18 protein-coding genes are annotated in these 22838 nt (G+C 64.6%); 5 read left to right on the plus strand and 13 right to left on the minus strand.

Annotated elements, in window-relative coordinates; genetic code table 11:
- The 5 genes from ACRVY7_RS07950 to ACRVY7_RS07970 form a co-directional block, all read right to left on the minus strand.
- On the minus strand, nucleotides 1-1200 hold the full coding sequence (locus ACRVY7_RS07950; protein ID WP_431816655.1) for a lipase family protein: 1200 nt from the start codon (nucleotides 1198-1200) through the stop codon (nucleotides 1-3).
- A gap of 2 nt (nucleotides 1201-1202) precedes the next feature.
- Nucleotides 1203-2168 carry a GDP-L-fucose synthase family protein gene (locus ACRVY7_RS07955; RefSeq protein ID WP_431816656.1) on the minus strand — a complete coding sequence of 322 codons (966 nt, stop codon included), beginning with the start codon at nucleotides 2166-2168 and terminating at the stop codon, nucleotides 1203-1205.
- A gap of 5 nt (nucleotides 2169-2173) precedes the next feature.
- Nucleotides 2174-3196 (minus strand): GDP-mannose 4,6-dehydratase, encoded by a 1023-nt coding sequence (gmd, locus tag ACRVY7_RS07960; protein WP_431816657.1) that lies wholly within the window; start codon nucleotides 3194-3196, stop codon nucleotides 2174-2176.
- Nucleotides 3197-3374: 178 nt separating this feature from the next.
- The gene (locus ACRVY7_RS07965) at nucleotides 3375-4889 is read right to left on the minus strand and encodes a sugar transferase (protein ID WP_431816658.1); all 1515 of its coding nucleotides are present in this window, start codon (nucleotides 4887-4889) and stop codon (nucleotides 3375-3377) included.
- A gap of 692 nt (nucleotides 4890-5581) precedes the next feature.
- Entirely contained in the window at nucleotides 5582-6070 is a 489-nt protein-coding gene (locus ACRVY7_RS07970) for an excalibur calcium-binding domain-containing protein (RefSeq protein WP_431816659.1), read from the minus strand.
- 237 nt (nucleotides 6071-6307) lie between these two features.
- Between ACRVY7_RS07970 and ACRVY7_RS07975 the strand changes: the two genes are divergently transcribed.
- Entirely contained in the window at nucleotides 6308-8602 is a 2295-nt protein-coding gene (locus ACRVY7_RS07975; protein ID WP_431816660.1) for a hypothetical protein, read from the plus strand.
- A 9-nt stretch (nucleotides 8603-8611) separates the two neighbouring features.
- On the plus strand, nucleotides 8612-9595 hold the full coding sequence (locus tag ACRVY7_RS07980; protein ID WP_431816661.1) for a glycoside hydrolase family 26 protein: 984 nt from the start codon (nucleotides 8612-8614) through the stop codon (nucleotides 9593-9595).
- A gap of 20 nt (nucleotides 9596-9615) precedes the next feature.
- On the opposite strand, the gene ACRVY7_RS07985 is transcribed toward ACRVY7_RS07980, so the two are convergent.
- The 3 genes from ACRVY7_RS07985 to ACRVY7_RS07995 are packed head-to-tail and all read right to left on the minus strand — an operon-like array spanning nucleotide 9616 to nucleotide 13726.
- On the minus strand, nucleotides 9616-11832 hold the full coding sequence (locus ACRVY7_RS07985; RefSeq protein ID WP_431817054.1) for an acyltransferase family protein: 2217 nt from the start codon (nucleotides 11830-11832) through the stop codon (nucleotides 9616-9618).
- Nucleotides 11829-12026: a hypothetical protein gene (locus tag ACRVY7_RS07990; protein WP_049700804.1), complete on the minus strand. Its 198-nt coding sequence runs from the start codon at nucleotides 12024-12026 to the stop codon at nucleotides 11829-11831. The genes ACRVY7_RS07985 and ACRVY7_RS07990 overlap by 4 nt, the downstream gene beginning before the upstream one ends.
- Nucleotides 12023-13726 (minus strand): glycosyltransferase family 2 protein, encoded by a 1704-nt coding sequence (locus ACRVY7_RS07995; protein WP_431816662.1) that lies wholly within the window; start codon nucleotides 13724-13726, stop codon nucleotides 12023-12025. The genes ACRVY7_RS07990 and ACRVY7_RS07995 overlap by 4 nt, the downstream gene beginning before the upstream one ends.
- Nucleotides 13727-13875: 149 nt before the next feature.
- On the opposite strand from ACRVY7_RS07995, the gene ACRVY7_RS08000 reads away from it, so the two are divergent.
- The 3 genes from ACRVY7_RS08000 to ACRVY7_RS08010 all read left to right on the plus strand — a co-directional run bounded on the left by ACRVY7_RS08000 (nucleotide 13876) and on the right by ACRVY7_RS08010 (nucleotide 16814).
- A complete protein-coding gene (locus ACRVY7_RS08000) occupies nucleotides 13876-14979 on the plus strand; it encodes a lipase family protein (protein ID WP_431816663.1) in 1104 nt (367 codons plus the stop codon).
- Between the two features lie 60 nt (nucleotides 14980-15039).
- Nucleotides 15040-15819 (plus strand): hypothetical protein, encoded by a 780-nt coding sequence (locus ACRVY7_RS08005; RefSeq protein ID WP_049700802.1) that lies wholly within the window; start codon nucleotides 15040-15042, stop codon nucleotides 15817-15819.
- A 125-nt stretch (nucleotides 15820-15944) separates the two neighbouring features.
- Complete coding sequence (locus ACRVY7_RS08010) at nucleotides 15945-16814, plus strand: 1,4-dihydroxy-2-naphthoate polyprenyltransferase (protein WP_431816664.1); 870 nt, start codon at nucleotides 15945-15947, stop codon at nucleotides 16812-16814.
- Between the two features lie 405 nt (nucleotides 16815-17219).
- On the opposite strand, the gene ACRVY7_RS08015 is transcribed toward ACRVY7_RS08010, so the two are convergent.
- The 5 genes from ACRVY7_RS08015 to ACRVY7_RS08035 form a co-directional block, all read right to left on the minus strand.
- Nucleotides 17220-18254 (minus strand): hypothetical protein, encoded by a 1035-nt coding sequence (locus tag ACRVY7_RS08015; RefSeq protein WP_431816665.1) that lies wholly within the window; start codon nucleotides 18252-18254, stop codon nucleotides 17220-17222.
- A 157-nt stretch (nucleotides 18255-18411) separates the two neighbouring features.
- Complete coding sequence (locus tag ACRVY7_RS08020; RefSeq protein ID WP_431816666.1) at nucleotides 18412-19326, minus strand: Clp protease N-terminal domain-containing protein; 915 nt, start codon at nucleotides 19324-19326, stop codon at nucleotides 18412-18414.
- 22 nt (nucleotides 19327-19348) lie between these two features.
- Nucleotides 19349-19579, minus strand: coding sequence for a hypothetical protein (locus tag ACRVY7_RS08025; protein WP_005208515.1), 231 nt, complete (start codon nucleotides 19577-19579; stop codon nucleotides 19349-19351).
- A gap of 60 nt (nucleotides 19580-19639) precedes the next feature.
- Nucleotides 19640-22153 carry an FtsX-like permease family protein gene (locus tag ACRVY7_RS08030; RefSeq protein ID WP_431816667.1) on the minus strand — a complete coding sequence of 838 codons (2514 nt, stop codon included), beginning with the start codon at nucleotides 22151-22153 and terminating at the stop codon, nucleotides 19640-19642.
- Complete coding sequence (locus ACRVY7_RS08035) at nucleotides 22143-22820, minus strand: ABC transporter ATP-binding protein (RefSeq protein WP_197494499.1); 678 nt, start codon at nucleotides 22818-22820, stop codon at nucleotides 22143-22145. Before ACRVY7_RS08035 ends, ACRVY7_RS08030 begins: the two co-directional genes overlap by 11 nt.
- Nucleotides 22821-22838: the final 18 nt, after the last annotated feature.

A 22838-nucleotide genomic window follows, 5' to 3' on the forward strand; every position in this document is an offset into this window, starting at 1 on the left:
TTACTCCGTTCTACAGTTCGACGGCGCAGCATCGGTGAGAAAGCGCTGCGCGATCCAGTTGGTGACGTCTTTGTTGGGTGTCAGATCCGCATGTCCGACACCAGGGATCTCGTAGTGAACAACGCGGCCGCCCGCGTCGCATTGCCGCTGCGTCGCCGCCCTCACCCACGACGGCAAGATTGTCTGATCATTGAGGCCGTTCACCACGAGAAGCGGTGCGGTGAGCGGTTTTTGTGGCAGCGCGGTTCTGCGAAGGTAATCGCGAAGGCGATCGGCTGCCTGTGTCGAAACCGGCCGCAGATCCGACGACGAAATGCCTGCCGTCGCCTTTCTGCGCGCATCCTTGTCACACCCGACGAGGCCGTCGATGTGCGACACAGCCGCCTCGCCCAGATAGTCCGACCGTGGCACCGACGGATCGGCCCGGTGGACTCCCTCGATCACCATCGGGTAGATGGCCCGCTGCTCACTCGACATCGCATTCGAGTCGGCAAGATCTACGAGCCGGGTGATGTCGGCGGCGGGTTCCATCGCAACAGCACCGACTAGATTCAGGCCGGAACCGTAGGTTGCAGCAAGTTCGTCAGCTGCCCACACCGCCTGGCCGCCCTGGGACGGACCAAAGGCCAGCCAGCGATCCGACACCGTGGGCCAGATGGCGCGCAACGCACGCACGGCATCAGTGACGTTGTACGCCGCCGACGTCGGCTCGAGATACTGGTGGACGCCGTCGGGTCCGAGACCGGCGTAGTCGGTCATCGCCACCGCATAGCCCATTCCGAGCAGCCCTACGACGGTGCTTCCGAGTCCCGCAAGATCCGAAAGCTGCGTCGGCCCACAACCATTGGCCAGACCGGTGGTGCCGTGAGCGAACGACACGACCGGCCACCCGCCTGTTGGAACCTCACCACGCGGTAGAAAGAACGCGCCCGTCACCTGAGTAGTGGTCCCCGCAACAGCGTCGACCGAACGGTAGGTGGCGCGCACCGAACGTGAAGCGACGCGTGCAATATCATTTGAGGTTTCCCACGACTCACTCGTGACGATGGTGCCACGTGCCTCGAGGACATCCTCAGACAATGCAACGACGCTCGTCGGGATCGGCGGAGGGCCGACGACGTCCGCCTCCTCCGCTGGTACCACTGTCTCGCACGCGACCAGCGCGAGGCTGCCGAGTGAGAGAATAAGTAGCACAACCATTTTCACTCCCGAACGCCTGCTCGGTTCGCAGCGAACCAGTCCACGGTCTCGGCGATGCCTTCCGCGAGTGTCACGCGCGGACTCCACCCGAGGTCGCGCAGCGTCGAGACGTCGAGAAGCTTGCGCGGCGTGCCGTCTGGCTTGCTGACATCCCAGATGGTTTCGCCGGAGTAGCCAACTGCGTCGGCGACCATCTTGGAGATCTCGGCGATGGTGTGGTCGATTCCCGTACCGACGTTGACCTGCTGCGGTCCGTCGAAGTTCTCCAGTAGGTACAGGCAGGCAGACGCCATGTCATCGACGTGGAGGAACTCCCGTCGCGGAGTTCCCGATCCCCAGTTGGTCACCACGTCCGCACCACTGCTGCGCGCCTCGTCATACCGACGAATGAGTGCGGGCAATACGTGTGAGCTGTCCGGCGAGAAGTTGTCACCCGGCCCGTACAGGTTGGTGGGCATTGCCGAGATCCACGAAAGGCCGTACTGGCGACGGACCGCCTGCACCTGCAGGATGCCCGCAATCTTCGCGATCGCGTACGCGTCGTTGGTCGGTTCGAGAACTCCCGTGAGGAGCGCGTCCTCCGTGATCGGCTGCGCCGCGAACTTGGGGTAGATGCACGACGAGCCAAGGAACAGCAGTCGCGGAACCCGTTGCGCGAGTGCGGCATCGAGCACGTTGGTCTGAATTCTGAGGTTCTCGGTCAAGAAGTCGGCCGGGAACGAGTTGTTGGCACCGATTCCGCCGACTTTGGCCGCTGCCAAGATGACGACATCCGGCTTCGTCTGAGCGAGGAACTCTTCAGTCGCGGCGCGGTCACAGAGGTCGAGTTCGGCGCGCGTACGCCCAACCAGGTCGGTGAATCCCGACGAGGCGAAGGTACGCCAGAGAGCCGACCCGACAAGACCACGGTGGCCTGCGATGTAGATCCGCGACGAGCGGTCAATGGGTGCGGGTTCAAAAGTTGTCATCGTGCTCAGCTCCAATCCGCCAGTGCGGGAGTATCAATCCAGGACTTGCCTTCGCATTCGAGCGCCGCGATATCGGCGTCGACCATGATTCGGGCCAGATCGGCACCGTCGACCGTCGCCTCCCAGCCGAGCAGATCACGAGCGCGGCTTGCGTCTCCGATGAGCGAATCGACTTCGGTCGGCCGGAGATAGCGGTTGTCGAAGCGAACGTGCTTCTCCCAGTCGAGGCCTGCATGCTCGAACGAAGTGGTCAAGAAGTCACGCACGGTGTAAGCGACGCCAGTCGACAGCACATAGTCACTGGGTTCATCAGCCTGCAGCATGCGCCACATGCCTTCGACATACTCGGGCGCGTATCCCCAGTCCCGAACGGCGTCGAGGTTGCCCATGTAGAGGTTCTCCTGCACGCCCGCTTTGATCCGGGCGACCGCACGTGTGATCTTCCGGGTTACGAAAGTCTCACCACGCCTGGGCGATTCATGATTGAAGAGAATTCCGTTCACCGCATAGACGCCGTATGCCTCGCGATAGTTGCGAGTGATCCAGTAGGAGTACACCTTTGCCGCACCGTAGGGCGACCGCGGGTAGAACAGGGTGTTCTCGTTCTGCGGCGGCGGTGAGGCACCGAACATCTCCGAGCTCGATGCTTGGTAGAACCGGCACGAAATACCGGTCTGCCGAACAGCTTCGAGCAGTCGGACCGTTCCGATTCCAGTTGTGTCGGCGGTGTGCTCGGGCTCGTCGAAGCTCACCCGCACGTGCGACTGTGCCGCGAGGTTGTACACCTCGTCGGGGTTGATTGTGGTCAGCAGAGTGACCAGCCGAGCACCGTCGGACAGGTCACCGTAGTGAAGGAAGAGCCTGGCGCCCGGCTCGTGCGGATCGGTATACAGATGATCGATCCGGCTGGTGTTGAAAGTCGAGGATCTGCGGATGAGGCCATGGACCTCATAGCCTTTGGACAGCAATAGCTCTGCTAGGTATGAGCCGTCCTGTCCGGTGATCCCGGTGATCAGTGCGCGTTTCATCGTAAGTTCTTTCTCTCTGAGATATCGGGTGCAGACACCGCCGACTGCGTGATGCGGGATGCGTCAGGCGGAACCGCGTTGAGTCAGTTGGTGGCAACGTCGAAGACGTCGGTTGCTGGCAGGGTCGAAGGCGTCAGGCCTCAACGACGTGGAAGGCGTATGACAAGGGCAGCTGGATTCAATAGGCACCGCTCTTGGATACGACCGCTCGCAGGGTGCGCCACAGGATCATCAGGTCGCCGAGCAGAGTCCAGTTCTCGACGTAGGAGAGGTCGAGTCGCACCGACTCCTCCCACGACAGATCACTGCGCCCGGACACCTGCCAGAGACCAGTCATTCCCGGCCGCACCAGCATTCGTCGCACGATGACGTGGTCGTACGTCTCGACCTCTTGCCGCAGCGGCGGACGTGGCCCGACCAGGCTCATCGTTCCACCGAGCACATTGAACAGTTGGGGTAGTTCATCGAGGCTGTAGCGTCGCAGTATCGCCCCGACACGGGTGACCCGAGGATCATCACGCATCTTGAACAAGACTCCGTTGCCCTCGTCGGCACTCGCCAACGCTGCCCGCATGTTGTGCGCGCCAACGACCATCGAGCGAAACTTCCACATCCGGAACGGCTGATTGTTCACACCGATTCGTTCAGCCCGATAGAACACCGGTCCGGGGTTGTCGAGCTTGATCGCCACCGCGCAGATCACCAGCACGGGCAAAGCCGCGAGCAGGATCATGAGGCAGAGCACCTTATCGAAGGTCTGCTTGAGCAGCTTGGTGGCTCCCTGGTAGCGCGGCTTGTCGACGTGCAGCAGCGGCAGACCCGCCTGCGGACGCATCGTCAACCGCGGGCCGGCCACATCGATCAACGCCGGAGCCAGGAGCAACTCGGTGTCCGAATCCTCTAGCTCCCAGGACAGTTCGCGCATCGCACGGTGCCCGAGAACATCAGCCGATGTGACTGCAACCGAAGCGATGTCGGACGAGACAACCATGTCGGCCGCGTCGTCGATTCCGCCGAGTACCGGAACGCTCCGGCCATCGACCTCTATCTCGCTCGGCGCGTCGTCAAGGTTGTGCAGTGGAAGACAGATGCCTGCGACTCGGTAGCCCAGATCCGGATTTCGGATCACTCGCTGAATCAGCGGCGTCGCCGACGCCATATCACCGACGACTGCCAGCCGGCTCAGGTTCTCGCCGCGTCTTCTGCTGCGCGACAACCACATTCGCCATACTCGTCGACTCATCAGCAACCCGAGGGTTCCTAGTGGAAAGACCACCGCGAGGTAGCCACGCGCGATCGAGAAGTTGAAGAGCAGGTCGACCACGGCAAGGCCACCGAAGAAAGCGCAGCATGCCCGCAGCACACGCACGTACTCTGTGGCCCCGGATCCAATGACACGCCGGTCGTACGTCTGCGCGACATTCAGAACCACCAGCCACCCGACGATCATCACGATCGAGACAGCCACGAGCGGCACTTGCAGCCTTCCGACAGGCGCCAGCGGGTGGCTGCCGAATCGGATAAGTTGCCCGACTATCGTGCTCGCGACTACCACGAACACATCAGATGCCCGCACACCTCGCAGGTATGCATCATGCCAACGGTTCGGCCGCAGAATCGTAGCTGAATCACCCCGCCACGATTCGCGACCGACCGTTATTCGGCCGGTTGAAGAAATCAAAGTATCCCCCACGGAAACTGCGTTCTTTTGTCGTCCAAAAGGACTGCGCGCTACTTTGGTTTCCCCCCATGGAAACCAACCCCCCGGATGTACCGCGTTAAAGGAACCATACCAGCTATCGAAGCGTGCTGTTCAGGGCCGCGTACGCCATGGTGTGAGATGTACACGTTTGATATACACGGCGAACGAAGCTCCACCCAGGCGGTGACGCAGGTCGATTTCCCAAGGCTTGGTAAAGTCCGCAGTTCAGATCATGCGGAAGCCCTGCGGCGACGCGAATAAGCGTCCATCGAATCCGATTCGCGCGACTAAGAATCATGAGACGTTGTGTACGGATTCGTTTCATCGCGCCGTTCAACGTTGTCAACATGTGTTCTTGGCCACGCCGAATACTGGCGCAATTCAGTTGAAAACTGTCATCAATCGTCAACCATAATATGTCAATCGACAACGAAATCGAGTTATTCAAGCGCGAGATTAATCCCCCAGGGTCACCCGTGCCCGCCCCCCAGGGCACCTCGTGGGGCCCGGCATGCGCGCGCCGCCAGAGGTAAGTGTCCTCTGATCGGACTAATCCTCCACGCTTTCATAGCCTTTCGGCGTTATGGCAGCGCACTCGCAGCCCACAGCTCGAAATCCGAATTGCCGGAGATCGAACAAGCCGCCGGGACAAATGATCGGAAGCAGATCTTTAGCTAGCCGATCTACTCGCAGGCAACCCCGTCGCCGTCACGATCGAGACTCGACGAGTAGCCCGGCTGTCCCTCGTATAACGGAGCCGCGCCGGCCGCTCGCGCTGCCGAGCAGCTTCCGTAGGACGCGCTACCGGCCCCGGAATCGGAGTTCGCGGTTGGCGTCGTGGTCCGCGGACCCACCAGTCCGCGCGGCGTATTGGCCGAATCGTCGGTCTGATCGGCGACCTCGGTGGTGGTCTCCGTCGGAGATGGCGTGACTGTTGTGGTGCGCCAAACAGTCTCGTTCGACGCCGCCGTGGTGGTCTCGGTCAGCGTCGTCGTCGACGTCACGGTCGGTGCCGCCTGCGTGCTGTCGCCACCACCACCGAGCGCCGCACCGATACCGCAACTGGCCATCATGAGAAACAGCGCCCCGACGCCTCCCCCGACAATCGCCTTGCGACTGATCTTCGACGCCTGCCCCGTAGGAGCAGGTTGATAGGGATAGCGTCCGGTCATGGTCACCGCCTGTGATCGACAATAAGGCCTGCACAGTCTGCGCCCCACGACGGCCGCCAACGCGTCCGATGGCGAGGTTCGACCGTTCGGACTACGCCACCCGAACTACTGCCTGCGGCTGCCGTCCGTGACAGAAAGGTCCTGTCGCGGAACTCACCTCGAGAACGATGCACGCGGGAAAGTCGCGTCCTCCGAACGACATACTCGGCCATGCGGGAGGTGGGACAATGCTCTTTCATGGCCGACGATGACCGGGCTCCCGAACCGTTCGTGCTCCTGACCCACGGGGTCAGCGGAACCGAATCTGCGGTCATCCTCGACAGCGCGCGGGTCGTCGAAGTCCCCGGCGAGGGATTCAAGGGCGTCTTCACGACATATCCCGAACGACCAGCCCACGTCCGACGCCGCCGTAACCGTGTGGCGTACCGGTGGGGAAACATGACCTCCGGCATGGCCATACAGGCAATCTGGGCACTCTTCGGCCCCTTCGCGCTGGTCAATGTTGCGGGGTGGATGTATCCGAAAGCCGCACAGGACAATCCGATCGCACAGTGCTGCGTCGTCGTGCTGCGCGCACTGCTACGACTACTCGGACTTGCCCTGACGGTCACGATGATTGCGCAGTTGACATTCCTGATCGACGGCGTGTTGTTTCGCCGGATGCACGACGGCGCCTGGCGCGACTGGGCCGTCCTCGGCTGCCTCGTCGCAATCTTCCTCGTCGGCGGCTTCGTGAGTCTGTACGGCGACAACGACAAAGACGTGGACGCGCCCACTGACTCGGCGCCCACTGACTCCGTTCCCACGGATTCCGTGCCCACGGGTTCGGCGCCCACGAACCCAGCGCGTTTCAACGAATCGCCGCCGGCCACCGGCCCCGCCGAGGTTCCACTGATTGCGACCGACGCGTTCGTCTCACCATCGGACGGCAGGGCAACGGTGTTGATCACCACGCACGCCGTTGCCGGAATCTGCACTGCCACAATCGTGTTGGGCGACCACACCGTACCGCGCGTGATCTGGGGACTCGTCGTCGCCATGCTCACTGCGGTCATCGTGGCCACAGCTCTATGCGTCGACCCTCGCGCGACGTCGACGCCCGAACCGTGGACGAAGGCATTCGTGTCGTGGCCAGCGGCGCTCTGGGTCGTCGCATCGTCGACGCTTCTCGTCGTGACAAACTTCGCCGCGAAGCCACAGCACATCGTCGGCGATGCCATCACCTGGCTGTTCTGGCTCGACGCCGCGCTGGTCGGCGCAGCCATTCTCGCGACCGTCGGCGCGCTGGTGCTACCGCACAATCTGAAGACGTGGTGGGGTGCTCGCGAGAAGCCGTCGACGCCCTGGCTCAACGGGCTACACGCTCCTCTCGTCGCTGCGATCGGCGTGCTGTGGGGAGTCGGGCTGGGCGTCGGGTTCACCCGACTGGCCGCGCTCGTCATCGATCACAACAATCCCGATCACGAGAACCCGGTGCCGTTGCCCGACTCGTACGCCAGCACTGCCTGGATGTGGGGAGTCACCGTCCTCATCTGGGGTCTGGGAACCGTCGTGTTTCTCGGCGGGGTAGTCGTCGTCGACGGTCGAGCACGAGCGAAGCTTGCTGGTCCACAACTGGCCGATCTCAAGTTGCTCGACACGTCGCCACGACGCTCCTTCGGCCAGCGCATCAGGTGGGGCGTGGCCTCCGCAAAGCTCCGCATCCCGGTCTGCGTTGGCACACTCGCTCTCTGCGCGATGATCGCAGGCATCGTGGCCACCGCCAGCACCAGCCTTGTCCGCCGCGGCGAAGGTCTGCAGTGGGTCGGCATCGGCGCACTCGGTCTGGTCGGTCTGCTGCTTCTACGCGCGATGTTCAATGCCGCACAGAAACCACGAAAGGCAGGCCGATCCCTGGGCGTGCTGTGGGACCTCGCATCCTTCTGGCCCCGCGAGGCACATCCACTCGTGCCACCCGCGTACGCACCGCGCGCGATTCGCGATCTGGAACGATTCCTGAGCACGAGACCTCATCGGCGGTTGATCTTGGCCGCGCACAGCCAGGGCTCAATGATCATGTACGCCCTCGCGTACCGCATCACACGGGAGCAAGGCCCGGAACGCACACGGCTCTCGCTGTTGACGTACGGCTCGCAACTGGGGTGGGCATACGGCAGAGCATTTCCCGCGGCATTGAGCCATGACACCCACGCGACGCTCCGACGCGCGTTGGGCGGCAGATGGATCAACCTCGTCCGCTTCACCGACTACATCGGCGACGGCGTGGTCAGCTACACCGAGGGCGGCGAACTGAAGCGCTACGACAACGGATCCGTTGTTCCACAAGAAATCCCCAACGGACCCGACGTTGCACGAAAACTCCCCGACGGATGCTACCTCGTCACAGAAGGTGATCAGACCGTCGAGGCCTGGCTTCCCGATCCATCACCCGACGACTATCCACACGACGCGGTCCACCAGCACTCGGCGTACACGTCGGACATCACGTGGGACGTCTGGATCAAGAAGCTCGATCCTGCGCCTGGGGCCTAACATTGCGGGGTGCCCCAGATACCGCTGCCCCGACGCGACATCTTGCGTCTGGCCGCGCTGGGTGGACTCGCAGCCGTGGCGGCGTGCACCTCCACATCTGAACAGCCGACATCGCCTACCTCGCAGCGACAGTGGGGCGCATTCATTCCCGAGGTCCTCCCCCGCGAGGGCGTGGCGTCGACGCCGATCGCGCGACTCACCGAATTGGCGGGCAGCAGCCCACACTATCTGCACCGGTTCGTCTCCTTCGGCGACTCACTACCGACCGCAGACCTCGACGCCATCGCGGCGTCGGGTGCGGTTCCGCTACTGAGCCTGGAGCCATGGGACCCGGGCGGCGGCACTGTGCAGCCGCTTTTCTCGTTGGCACGCATCGCGTCCGGAGTGTTCGACGGCGAACTGCGCAAATGGGCTTCGAGCCTGACCTCGTGGGGCAAGCCGGTCCTGCTGCGCTTCGCGCAGGAGATGAACGGCACCTGGTATCCGTGGTCGATCGGCGTCAGCGGCAACACCGCGGAACAGTATCGGGCAGCGTGGCTACGGATGCACTCGATCTTCGACGACGCGCACGCCGACAACGTTCGTTTCGTCTGGGCACCCAACGTACTCACTGCTGGCACAACGGATTTCACGTCTGCGTTTCCCGGCCACGACCATGTCGACTACCTCGGCCTCGACGGATACAACTGGGGCGACGGTTCCGGACATCGATGGCAGTGGCCCGAGGAACTGTTCCCCGACAGCCTGAGCACTCTGGCCCGCCTCGATTCCGACCGCCCGATCCTCATCACCGAGGCGGCGAGCACCGACGGAACGACACCCGACGCGAAAGCCGACTGGATACGACGCTTCTTCGGCATCGTCGAAGCCACCGATCGCCTCGAGGCAGCACTCTGGTTCCAGGTCGACAAGGAACGTGACTGGCGATTCAACTCGACGCCGCAGAGCCTCAACGCTTTTCGCGAGGCCATCACCAAACTCCAGCGCACCTAGCCGGCGGTGCCGCAGGGCACTCAGCGGGCGGTGTAGTCGAATCGCTGCTCGTCGAGTCTGCTGACGAGCGCAGGCTCGAGAACCGTTGCGGCCGTGTTCGTCAGGTGTGAGTCGTCTCGGTAGAACATGATCTTGTTGCGCGCCGGGAAGCACGTATTGCCCTCGCACAGCAGGTCGTTGACACCGATCGAGGTGATGTCGGTGTCCTTGCCACGCGCCTGGGCGTCGAGTATCGGCTCGATGCGGATGAAGCCGTCGAGTCCGAAATCGCACCTGTGCCAGTTATCCAGCGCACCCGACATGCAGTCGGCGATCTGGAATCCCGGATACGGAGTGTCCTCGATGTACACCAGGCGTGCGCCGGTGGCGCGGAGTCTCGCGAGCGTGCGGTCCCACGCCTCCTGCGACGACGGGTAATCAGGAACGTAGGTCGAGAGCGACGAGATGATGATGATCTTCGGGTGGAGTTCGTCGATCGCATCAAAGGATGACGAACGCCAGTCGAGACAGTCCTGCTTGTTGAACGGATCCTGCTGGCGCGGTCGAGGAGTGAGATCCTGTGCGGGACAGGCGGCCTTGGTGAACTGGTGTATCTGCCAGCCGTGCGCATCGCCGATGCTGCGGAGGGCTTCAGACCACTGCTCGGCGTGGCTGTCACCGAAAAGCGCCACAGGAATACCATCCGCGCGCCCGAAGACGCACGACCGCGTGGGGTTCTGCTGCCCCACCGGCACAAGACATTCGGTGGGCGACGGCCTGTCGTCGTATGCCTGGAACGGGTTGGGCGTCACCGGCCCGCTCATTGTCGCGCGCGCCTGGCCGAACACGGCGTCGTAGTTCAACGACGCGTGCGCGACGGTGTCGCGGCTCGCCGCCTTCACCACGAGGACACCGGCAGTCAGCGACACCGACAGCGCGACGACCAGTCCGGTGAGTCCGACAGAGATCGACGCCGACGCGTTACGACGGAGTTCGGCGTTGGCGATGATCGGTTCCTCGAAGTACAGCGTCGACAACGTCGCTATCGCAAGCGATCCCACCGAAACGGCCACCAGCACCGGCCATGAGCGGATGCCGGTCTGCGCCTCGAAGATGACGAGCACGGGCCAGTGCCACAGGTACCACGAGTACGACACACGCCCGAGAAAGCGCAGCGGCGCAAGCGACAGCAGACTGCCGACGAGCGGCAGACCCGTACCGGCGAGCTGTCCCGCGACGATGACCGCTCCTGCCGATAGCGTCGGCAGCAGCGCCGCGGTCCCGGGATAGGGCGTGCGCGAATCGATCAGCACACACGCCGCGACGATGCCCGCGAAACCCGCCCAGCCGAGCACGACGGCGAGCAACGTGACGGCGGGGTGGTCTCGACAAGCTCGACCAGCGGTAAGGGCATCTCGACCAGCGGTAAGGGCATCTCGACCAGCGGTAGGAGCATCTCGACCGGCGGCGGGTGGTCTCGACAAGCTCGACCAGCGGGCGGGGTGGTTTCGACCAGCTCGACCGGCGAGGGTGGCGAGCCAGGGTGATGCGACGGCGATGAGTGCGCCCACGCCGAACTGCCAGATGCGGGTCTGCGTCGCCATGTAGGCGTACGCGGGGTCGGCTGCGGTTGTCTGGATACACCAGACGAGCGAGACCACCGTGATCACACCGACGACCACGCCGATCGAGACTCGGGGCGAAAGACGTCTGCGCAGAGCGGTTCTCGACACCGCAACAGCGGCGGCAAAGATGATCAACGGCCAGCCGAGGTAGATCTGCTCCTCGATCGACAGTGACCAGAAGTGCGTCGCGAGGCTGCCGTCTATCGCACCCGAGAGGTAGTCGGCGTTCTGCGCGATGAAGTGCCAGTTGGCCACGTTCGCTGCCGCGGCGAGGAGATCTAGCGACTGCTTGAACACCTTCAGTAGGGGCATCGTGATGATGGCGGCCACGAGCGAGACGACGATCACCAATGAGGCCGCCGGAATGATGCGGCGGCAGCGTCGAGCATAGAAACCCTTGAAAGACACCGTCTTTGTCTGCTCGAACTCGTTGACGAGCAGCCGGGTGATGAGGAATCCGGAGATGACGAAGAAGATGTCGACACCCACGAATCCGCCAGGAATGAACGGGATACGCGAGTGAAACGCCACGACGACAAGCACCGCGATGCCGCGCAGACCCGCGATGTCGTCGAAGAACTGTCGCTTGGGAACCGCGGGGGTGGCAGGCGCGAGGATGTCGGTCAGTCTCACGTCGACCACGGGAGCATGATGTCGAAGACGCCCATCGCGAGCACCCCGATGAAGACAATCGCGAGCGTGTAGCCGACCACCTCGAACACGGTGATGCGGTTCCAATTGGGTTCGGTGGGGCGACGTTCCGTCACCTCGGGACGCTCAGGAGAGCGACGCTGAGGAGCCTGCGGCCCGAACTCGGGTTCACTCATGCCGCGCGCTCCGTGACGTCGGACGCGTCAGCAGTCGCGGTGGCAGCGCCTATCTCGTCGGACACCTTCGACGATGCACGCTGATGTGAGATGAGTATCTTGATGAACTCGGATAGCAGCGGCAGGGCGAGATAGGTGTAGGCCCCCACGAATCCGACGAGCATGAAGAATTCCCAGAGTCCGTATTCGCGCACGTCACGCACGAGGAGAACCCAGAAGAGCGCGAGTGATCCGCCGAGTGCGACAACTCCGAGCAGACTGATCGATCGCGCAAGTGAATTCGTCTTTCCGACAACGCTTGTGGGTACCCAACTCTTCTCGCGTCCGGTGAGCTTGTGCCAGATGGCAACCGTATGCGCGAAGCTGTACGCCATCTGAATCCGGAGCACCTCGAATCGCCACCTGCTGCGCGACACCAACGGAAAAAGAACCACGTACACCCACAGTCCCAGCAGGAACGGAACGAGTTGCGCCGGATGCACATCGGCCGGATAGAACGCGACCATCACGATCCCCGGAATGAACAGCATGAAGACGTTCATGGCAGTCGTCAGGTAATAGAACACACCTGCCAGGGCCGCGAGGCGCTGCCGGATCGTCGGACGGACGGGAGCCGTGGTCAGCGCCGGATTCGGGAGTCGCGACAGCGATCCCATGCACCAGCGGTACTGCTGGTTGAGGAATCCGGCGAGATCTGCGGGACACAACCCGCGCGAGAGCACCACCGGGACGTAACTGACCCGGTAACCGGCCTGCTGCAGATGCCGGCCCGTGTGCAGATCCTCGCTGTGGTCGATCGGCGCGAACCCGCCAACGGCCTCGAGTGCCGACCGCCGATACACCGCAGAGGTGCCGACACACGTCGCCGCATCGAAGCCGTCGCGTGACGGCAGCACCCAGCGGTAGAAGAATTCCTGTGTCGCCCCCGCGGTCCGCTGAATCCAGTTCATTGATTCGGTGGTCGCGAAGGTCTGCGGACTTTGCACCACCCCCACTCGCGGATCGTCGAGGTAGGGCACGAGATGCCAGAGAAAGTCGGGGCGCGGACAGAAGTCGGCGTCGAAGATAACGATGAGATGCCCGGAGCTGATGCCGAACGCGTGTCTGAGGTTTCCCGCCTTGCGTAGCTCACCGCGGTTGGGCCGGACGATGTAGGTGAAGCCGTACTCCTCGGCAAGGAATTCGACGCCTGGCCGCGCGGCGTCGTCGAGGACGTAGAACTTGATGCGGCTCCCCCACGACAGGCGCGAGACGTTCTCGTAGGTGTTGCGCAGAATTGCGAGACTTTCGCCGCACGTGGGCAGAAAGACGTCGACACGTGGATATCGCGCGTCGTCGGGCTCCCAGTTCGCCGCAAGTGTCTGGTGCGAACGCCACTGCACGCGGCGTCGAGACATGCCGGTGCACGCTGCGAAGACCACACTCGCCGCGTTGAGCGCGAGGACGATCAGCGCCGGCCAGAGCAGCGGGTGAGCCGTCGCGAAGACGAACAACGACGCGCCGGCGAGGACGAACGCGGCAATCAGGAAGAGCTGAACCCACCTCATCTGCGGACCGAGATAGGCGTAGACCTCGCCGTCGCGCGGAACCGTCACCACATTGGGGTCGCGCAGAGGTGTGGGCGGAGTGCCATGACGGCGCCGCGTTGCTGCCGCGTCGTCACGCGTGCTGATCTGCACTCCCACGCGAAACAGAATCATGGACGGGGCACCCCCGCGCAAGCAGACGGCGCCGTGTTCGCACGACCCGCTAGATTCTCCGTGTGAGAAAAGCGTTGGTCTTCGCGTGCGCGTGCGTGGTCACGCTGTGCGTGGCTACTGCCTGCGGAAACGACGCATCACCTTCATCAGTGACCAAGACCACACAAGCACGCGGTGACGTGCTCACGACGTCGCCCGGCCTCAACTCGTGGACGGCAGCGCTGCCGCCGCACACCCGTGTCACCCGTTTGAATTACACGTCGACGTCTGGAGTCGACGATTCGCAGACCGCGGTCACCGGGGCGGTGTTCGTCCCGGGTGGCTCTTGGCCCGCGGGCGGGTGGCCACTGATCGCGTTCGCGCATGGCACGACGGGACTCGCACGCGACTGCGGGCCGTCCGACCATCCGGACATGTTCGGCGAGGTCTCGCTCATCGGCTCGTTCGTCCGCGCCGGATACGCCGTGGTGACCATCGACTACCAGGGGCTGAGCACCCGCGTCGACGCCCCGCCGCACCCCTACCTCGAGCCGCGCACCGCCGCATACAACGTGATCGACGGCGTGCACGCTGCCCGCTCGGTCGAGCCGACGATCGGCGCGAAGTGGGTCGTCGTCGGCCCGTCGCAGGGAGGCGCAGCGGCATGGGCAACGGCCGAGCAGTACGGAAAGTACGAAAACTCAACGCAGACAGGCGAACTCGTCGGGGCCGTCGCGATGTCGCCAGTTCTCGACATGACCGGTTACGCCGACGCCGCAGCCGACGGCACACTCAACACCGCCCAGCGATTCCTTTATCCCCTGATCGTCGTCGGGGCGTCGCGGGCGGATTCGCGCATCGACCCCGGCACGTATCTGCCGGGACTCTCGACGCACGACGTCGACGCCAGGATGTCTTGTGCCAGCGGTCGGACCGCTCTGGCAGCACAGTCGCACAGCCCCGATGCGCAGGCATTGGGCTCTGCGGCGGCGCAGGACTCATCAGACGCTACTGCGCTGCTTCGAAACACTTTGCAGCGCTTCGCGTTACCGTCGGCACGAACAGACGTGCCCATTCTCGCGATTTACGGCAGCGCCGACGAGATCAACCCTGTGCACGTGACCGAGGCCGCACTTGCGCGAGCCTGCAGCCTCGGAGATAAAGTCGCGCGCGATCGGCGCGAAGGACTCGGACACTCGTTTGATCCGGGCCCCATTCTCGGCGAGTGGATTGGCGCGCGAATGCGTGGTTTGCACGTACAAAGCGACTGTTGACCGACGGGCCGCTATTGTGACCCTTCGGGGCGTGGGCGAGAAGATGGAGTGATTAATCGCATGGGAAGTCTGCTGAAGCGAATCTGGGCTTCCGCACCGATCTGGGCCTGGGTGGTCATGATCGTCTGTGTTGTCGTGCTGATCGTCGGACTTGTGGTGTCGGGGAACCGCACAAGCGGCGTCAGTTCGACTGCGTCGAGCGGTACGCCATCGGATGCCGCGCCGTCGAGTACCGCGCCGACTGCGACCCCGGCGACGGTCGCGTTCATGGACAGCGCGAAGTCGTCTCCCAAGACCCCCAAGACCATTGTGCTGCTCGGTGATGCAACGGGTGCCGATCAGCAGGGCTGGGCGCCGGCACTCGGTTCGGCGATCAGTAAGGCCCTCGACCGGCCGGTCGCCACCAAATACTGGAACACCTCGACCGAGGCCTACGGACCCATGACCGGCCTCGGCGAGGGCACCAACGGTCCCATCGGTTACTGGAACGGCAGCACCGCGGGCAAGGGCCCCTCGTATGCGCAGGAGAATCTCGCGAAGCTGATCCGCCCCGAGGTCACACCCGATCTCATCCTGCTCAACTACGCGAGCTCGCCCGATCAGGGCACGCCGCTCGCCGCGCAGGTCCAGCCGTTGATCGACCAGCTCACAAAGAAGTATCCGAAGGCCAAGATCGCCGTGATCAAGCAGAGCGTCGAGGGCGCGTCGTCGGATCAGAGCGCCGGATACGCCGCCGCCATGGACGCCGAGGGCATCCAGGTCATCGACGTCCACGGCGCGTTCCCGTCCGACCAGGCGACCAAAGCTGTCCTCACCGCGTTCGGGTTGTCGAGCCAGTAGCCGGGTGCGGCTCCTGTGACGAGTGGGTTGCTGTAGCGCGTGCCTGCTGTGACGAGTTCGCCGTGATCGGGCGCGTGGCCGGTGGTGCCCCGCGTCCGAGCTCACCGTCGGTCTAGGGTTCTAGGGTGGCAACCCCAAAGCAGTGGATCGCCGGGGCGCGACCCCGCACACTCCCCAACGCGATCGCACCCGTCATCGCCGGTGTCGGCGCAGGCCTGCACATCGGCGGCGTGAACTGGTGGAAGGCTGCGCTGGCCGCGGTCGTCGCGATCGCGTTCATCATCGGCGTGAACTTCTCCAACGACTACTCCGACGGCATCCGCGGCACCGACGACGAGCGCGTCGGCCCGATGCGCCTCGTCGGCTCTGGCGCTGCATCACCGGAGTCGGTCAAGCGCGCGGCGTTCCTCTGCTTCGGGATCGGGGCCGTCTGCGGTCTAATACTCGCCGCGACGACGGCCTGGTGGCTCGTGATCGTCGGAGCGATCTGTATCGCCGGGGCGTGGTTCTACACCGGAGGGTCGAAGCCGTACGGCTACATCGGGCTCGGCGAGGTCGCGGTGTTCGTCTTCTTCGGACTCGTCGCCGTGCTGGGGACCGAGTACGTCACCGTCGGGACCGTCGACTGGGTGGGACTGGCGTGCGCTGTGGGGGTCGGCTCGCTCTCGACGGCGGTGCTCGTGGTCAACAACCTGCGCGACATCCCCACCGACCGCGAGTCGGGCAAGAACACCCTGGCCGTGCGCATGGGCGACGCCGCAACCCGACGCTTCTACGGCGTGCTGCTGCTGGTTCCGCTCGTGATGAGCGTCGTACTCGTCGCGGCCACCCCGTGGGCGTTGCTCGGGCTGCTCGCCGCTCCCCTGCTGTGGAAGGCATACCAGGCGGTCCGCGCCGGAGCCGTCGGCCCGGGGCTCATTCCGTCGCTCGGCGCCACGGGCATGGCCATGCTCGCGTGGGCCGTACTCACCGCCGTGGGGTTGGCGGTCGGGTAGTCGGGCGCGCCTGGGTGCCGGCGGCTGGGTGCGCGCGGTCGGGGTGCGCGCAGAAAACTACAGCCCACGGGCGGCGCGCATGTACCGGTACATGCCAATGGCCCCAGAGCTGTAACTATCTGCGCGAGTTGATCTGCTCGAAGAACTCGTCGGACGTCAGGATCGTCGTCGAGCAGCGACCCGGGGCCCGGGCCGCAGAAAACTACAGCCCACAGGCGGCGCGCATGTACCGGTACAGGCCCACGGCCCCAGAGTCGTAACTATCTGCGCGAGTCGAGCTGCTCGAAGAACTCGTCGGACGTCAGGATCGTCGTCGAGCAGCGACCCGGGGCCCGGGCCGCAGAAAACTACAGCCCACAGGCGGTGCACATGTACCGGTACAGGCCCACGGCCCCAGAGCTGTAACTATCTGCGCAAGTTGATCTGCTCGAAGAACTCGTCGGACGTCAGGATCGTCGTCGAGCGCCGCCGCGGATTGAGGTGCACCCCGTTGTGGACAGCGCCCATGATCGTCGCCTCGACGTGGGGCCACCGGCTGACGACGTCGTCGTAGGTGAACGGCATGTACACGTAGTTGCCCGCGGCCTGCACCTGGTTTCGACGACGGTCCTCTTGGAAGTTCTCCTTCTCGGAGTGAAAGGCATAGCCGTCGACCTCGACGACCAGCCTGTCTCCGATCAGCATGTCGACATGCCCGACACCCGGGATGTGTGCCTGCGTCGTCAGCCGTACACCCTTGCGGCGGATACGAACCCGTGTGATCGACTCGATGCCCGACGCGGCTTTGGGGTCGCACTCGTCGAGCAGTCGCCTGACCGACTTCGGCGCACCGTCGAACGCCGAGTGGATCTCCTCGACGGTGGGCACGACGAGGTCGGACTCCGCCTCGTCGTCGCCGCCGGACTTGCCGACGAGCGTGCCCGCGGCGCCGGGCTTGCCCCCGAGGTCACCCGCGCCGGGGGACGTGCCCGCAAGCTCGCCCGCGTCGCTGGGTTCTCCGACGGGTTTGCCTGCGTCGTAACGGTATCGGCGGTGGAGCATCGAGTCGGTGACGACGATCGTCTGCTCCTCGGTGAGGCATCGCAGTGCGTGACGCAGGGCGGTCACCGGCTCGTCGACGGCGGCGTCGACCCTCATGTGTCCGCCGTACTGGCGGCAGAATCGTCGCGGATGTCGACGATGCGCCGCGGCCGTCCCGCGCACGTGTAATGCCTTGACGCGCGGCGGAATCCAGAACCCGTGCAGCTTGAGCGCCGCCACGCATGTGAGGCTGCCGCCCGCGCGGACAGCCTCGACGACCAGCGGGTCGGCACCATCGGTGGCCATCCAGCCGTGGCGCAGTCGCTGTAGTTGGCCCTCTTCGACGCCGCGTCGAACATCTCTCGGCGACATTCCGTCGCGCAGCAACTCGGCAACCCGGTGCACTCCGAAGTCATCCATGGCGACACAGTGTGCACCGGATTCGGGCACGCGCGGGAAATCTCTCCACAGGGTCGCGGGTCCGCGCAGAAACCTACGACTCAGGGGTGGTCCACCTGTACCGGTACAGGCGAACCACCCCTGGCGTGTAACTTTCTGCGCACGGTCGGACTCGAGATCAGACCTCCGCGTCGACCTCAGGCAGGCTCGCCAGCACGGCGGCCTTGAGATCCTCTGCGCTCGTGGCAGATTCGACGACGGCGCGCGACGCCGGGTCGTTCACCTCCAGGATGCCCAGGAGTAGATACTCGGCGCGGAGCTGGTCGTTGCGCTCACGGGCGATCTCGACCGCAGCCCGGAAGGCGTCGCGGGTCACGGCCGCAAAGCGGGGTCGGCCACCGCGACCGCGCGGGCCGCGCCGTCCGCGACCGGGCTCCCAGGGGCCCCGACCGTCGGACTCGCCGTCGAACTGCCCGGGACCGAACTCGGCTCCGAACGGCCCCTCGGGCCTGAAGGGGCCCCCAAACGGACCACCCGGGAACGGACCACCCGGGAAGCCCCCGGGCCCTCCGCGACGCGGGTCAAAACCCTCGCGCGGATCGAAGCCAGGGCCGAAGCCCCGACCGCGGCCCCTGCCATGACCGTGACCGTGTCCACGGCCCCGACCACGGGGGCCCCCGCCACGCGGACCGCAATCGCGGCCACGCGGACCACGGCCACGCTCGGGTCGCTCGGCCCAGCCTTCGGAGAGGTCGTCTCCGAAGCGGTCGCGCACGGCGGCGCGGACCTTGTCGAGGTCGATCCCGATGCTCTTGAGAGCCTCGCGATCCTCCTCGTAGCGTTCGGCGGCGCTCTGCTCGGCGGCTTGCTCCTCGTCGGCGTCGTTCTCTTCGTGGTAAGCCCGCACGACGTCGCGCGCCGCGTCGAGCTTCAGACCCTGCTCACCGAGCAGCCCGAACAACGGCGAACGCGCGTTGCACAGCATGCCAAGGATGAGGTGGTCGTTGCCGAGCTGGCGATGTCCCAGGTCGGCGGCTTCTTGCGTGGCAAATGCCAGCATCATCTTGTCGTCTCGACTGAATCGTCCAAACATGATGGTTCTCCTTTCGGCCCTCTCAGGCCTCACGTTGTGAATGCTTCTGGTGCACGGCCTGGCGGCTGATCTGCAGAATCTCCGCAATCGCCTGCCAGCTCCAGCCCTTGGATCGAGCGTTCGCAACCTGTACTTCCTCGAGCCGGTCAGCCAGGGTCCGCAGTGCGCGGACAGCGGCGAGGCCGATGGCCGGGTCGTCGCTCGCAGCGGCTCCGGCCAGATCTTGCTCTGGTGTCGTTGGTTCGTCGTGCATGATGTCAGGTTATGTTGACACTACCCCGTTGTCAACAATTATTGACACTCTAATTCGACGCTACTCCTCGACGATCGCCTCGGTGATGTTCATCCGTGCAGCACGAGCCGCGGGCACAAACGCCCCTACCAGGCACAACACGATCGACACCGCGACGAAGAGCAGAGTCGACGGTCGAGGCGAGTAGGTGATGTCCAGCGACGTCGTCGCGGACAGGATCTTGTCTGCCAAGAAGTGCAGGCCCGTACCCATCACGAGCCCGGTGACCGTGCCGACCACCGCTATCGCGCCGGCCTCGGCGACCACCATGCGGGAGATGAATCGACGCGACGCCCCCATCGCACGCAGCACACCGAGCTCACGACGACGCTCGAGTACCGACAACAACAGTGTGTTGAGCAATGCGATCGCTGCGGCCACCGACACGATCCACTGGATGGCGACAGTGAAGGCACCCGCCTGCTGCGCCTGCTGCTGGGTTGCCGCCAGCGCCTGCGCTCCGGTGTAGACGTATGCGGTCCCGGACCGCGGCAACGGATGCGCGTCGACGATGCGCTGCAACTGCTCTTGCACCGCAGCGCGGTCGGCGCTCGGCTCGACGTCGATCTGTAGATACGTGTCGCCGGTCCGGTTGAACCACTGCGCGAGAAGCGGATTCGACATCGCGGCGGTACCGGAGTCGATGGAGATGTAATCGACGATGTCGCGTACGACGAGCTCGTGATAGCCGGTTGGTGTTGCCAGGCGCAGCGTCGAACCGATGTCGGCATCGAGGGACCGGGCGAGCACGCTCGACAAGATGATTCCACGACCATCGAGGACGTCGGAAAGTGCTTGCGGCGTCGCCTTTTTGGTGAACGGCGCTGTCGATCCGGGTTCGAGTCCCTGAACGAGAATGCGAGCCTCACCCACGTTGACATTGGCCCACTGCGCTCCGACAACCCGCGACACTCCCGGCACCGCGCGCACCTCGTCGGCGATCACGCCGGGTAACGCTGCGCCCGCGGGGATCTCGTCGCGCGGCGTCGACGAGATGTAGAAGTCGGGGTCGCCGAGTCCGTCTAGCGAATGTGAGATCGACGCAACGAGATTGTCGAGTGCGCCCGACGTGCCCATCCCCACCGCGATGGCGACCGCGACGGTCATCAGTGTCGCCCAGGCGCGTCGCGGCGCACGTTCCGTGTTGACCGCGGCGAGTTGTCCCGGACCGCCGAATCGTCGGGCGACCGACACGACGAGCCGCACGAGTGGCCGGGTGAGCGCGAAGCAGACCAGCAGCGCCCCAACGGCATACACCGCGCCTGCGACGATGGCCGGGCGGCCAGGAACGTCGACAGCGATGAACCACGACCCGACGAGCAGAGCCACACCGGCTACCGCTGCCAGCACAGTCAGCGGTCCGCGCTGCGGTCCGGTGTCGGCGACCTGTCCCGACACCATCGCCTCGACCGGCGACACAGCGAACACCGATCGCGCGGCGAGTGACGTCGCGGCAACACAGGCAAGCACACACGCGATCACCGCGACGACCGGCGCATAGGACGGCAGGTGATAGTCGACGACGATCGAGACCGAATCCCGTTTCGTCGTCGGAACCCGCGAAATGGCCCAGCGGCCGGCGAGGATTCCGATCGGTACGCCGATCAAGCCGCCGACGAACCCGAAGACCGCAGACTCTGCGAGCAGGTCAGAGACCAGATGGGATCGCTTGGCGCCCAACGCGCGAACCATCGCCAACGACGCCCGGCGTGACGCCACAGCCATGTTCATCGTGTTGAACACGAGGAATGCGGCGATCACAAGGGAGATGAGCGACACGAGCAGCGTCGAATCACGGGTCACCGACCCGGCAACCTCAGCTTGCTTCGCGCGGAACCCCGGATCGACCACCACCGCACGACCATCGACGACGTGCCGCACCTCGTCACGCAGCGTACCGACGTCGACGCCCGGCGCTGCGACGACGAGGATCGACGACACCTTGCCGCTCAGCCCGGTGAGGCGTTGAGCCAAGCCGAGATAGGCGAACATGAAGTCGCCGTTGTTGAGTCCCGCACCGTCGACGACCCGCACCACCCGGACGTCGACTCCGTTCACCGACAGTCGTTGCCCCAGAGACAAACCCGTACCCGACCCGACGATGACGCCGTCGTCGAGGTCGCCCGGGCTCAGCCCGGTGGCTGCGGCCTCCTGGACACCGCCGGCAAGGGCACGTGCCCGAAAGTCAGATCCCACCAGCGCAATTCGCTTGTCGTCAACGACCGCCGTACCGCGGATGACAGGAACCACCGACTTGGCGTCGGGAACCTGTGCGCGGATATCTCCCGCAACCGACTCGTCGATTCCCGAATCTGCGATCGACGCCACCTCGAGCTGGGCCGTACCGTTGATCGCGGCGTCGAAGTCGCGGATCGACTCGCTCAGTGACCCGTATGTGCCGAGTACCGCGATCAACAGCGCCGACGAGACCGCGACCACGATAAGAGAGGTGACCACGCGCAGACGGTGATCACGCAGCTCACGCAGGTTCAGGACCCGTACACGCGTGAGTGCGGCGAACAGCTTAGTCACCATCGGTTGCGACCCTGCCGTCGCGCACGACGATCGTCCGGTCGGCGACATCTGCGGCGTGCGGATCGTGAGTCACCATGATCACCAAGCGATTCGGTGCGTCGTGTGCAACCTCGGACAGCAGTTCGAGGACAGAGTCTCCAGTGTGGGAGTCGAGGTTGCCGGTCGGCTCGTCGGCGAGGAGGATCGACGGCTCCATCATCAACGAGCGCGCGATCGCGACGCGCTGCATTTGTCCGCCCGACAACTCCGACGGTCGGTGATCGATACGGTTGCCGAGCCCGACGCGGTCGAGAAGTTCGACGGCCCGCGGCTTTGCGCGTCGCAGCGACTGACTGTCGAGAAGTCTTGGCAGCGCGACGTTCTCCCATGCCGACATCGTCGGCACGAGGTTGAAGAACTGAAACACGAACCCGACGCGATGCCTACGGAAGGCCGACGCCGCGTTGTCGTCGAGGCTCGCAAGGTCGACGCCGTCGACCTCGATCGATCCCGACGTCGGGGTGTCGAGTGCCCCGATGATGTGTAGCAGCGTGCTCTTACCCGCACCCGACGGCCCCACGATGGAGACGAACTGCCCACCGTCGAGCGTGAGATTCACCCCGTCGAGCGCGCGAACCCGCTCGTCGCCGAGGCGATACTCCCTGACAAGGTCATCTGCTTGCACCACGCATTGCGCCACGCGACC

It is taken from the genome of Gordonia jacobaea (assembly GCF_965344965.1).
Lineage (GTDB): Bacteria > Actinomycetota > Actinomycetes > Mycobacteriales > Mycobacteriaceae > Gordonia > Gordonia jacobaea.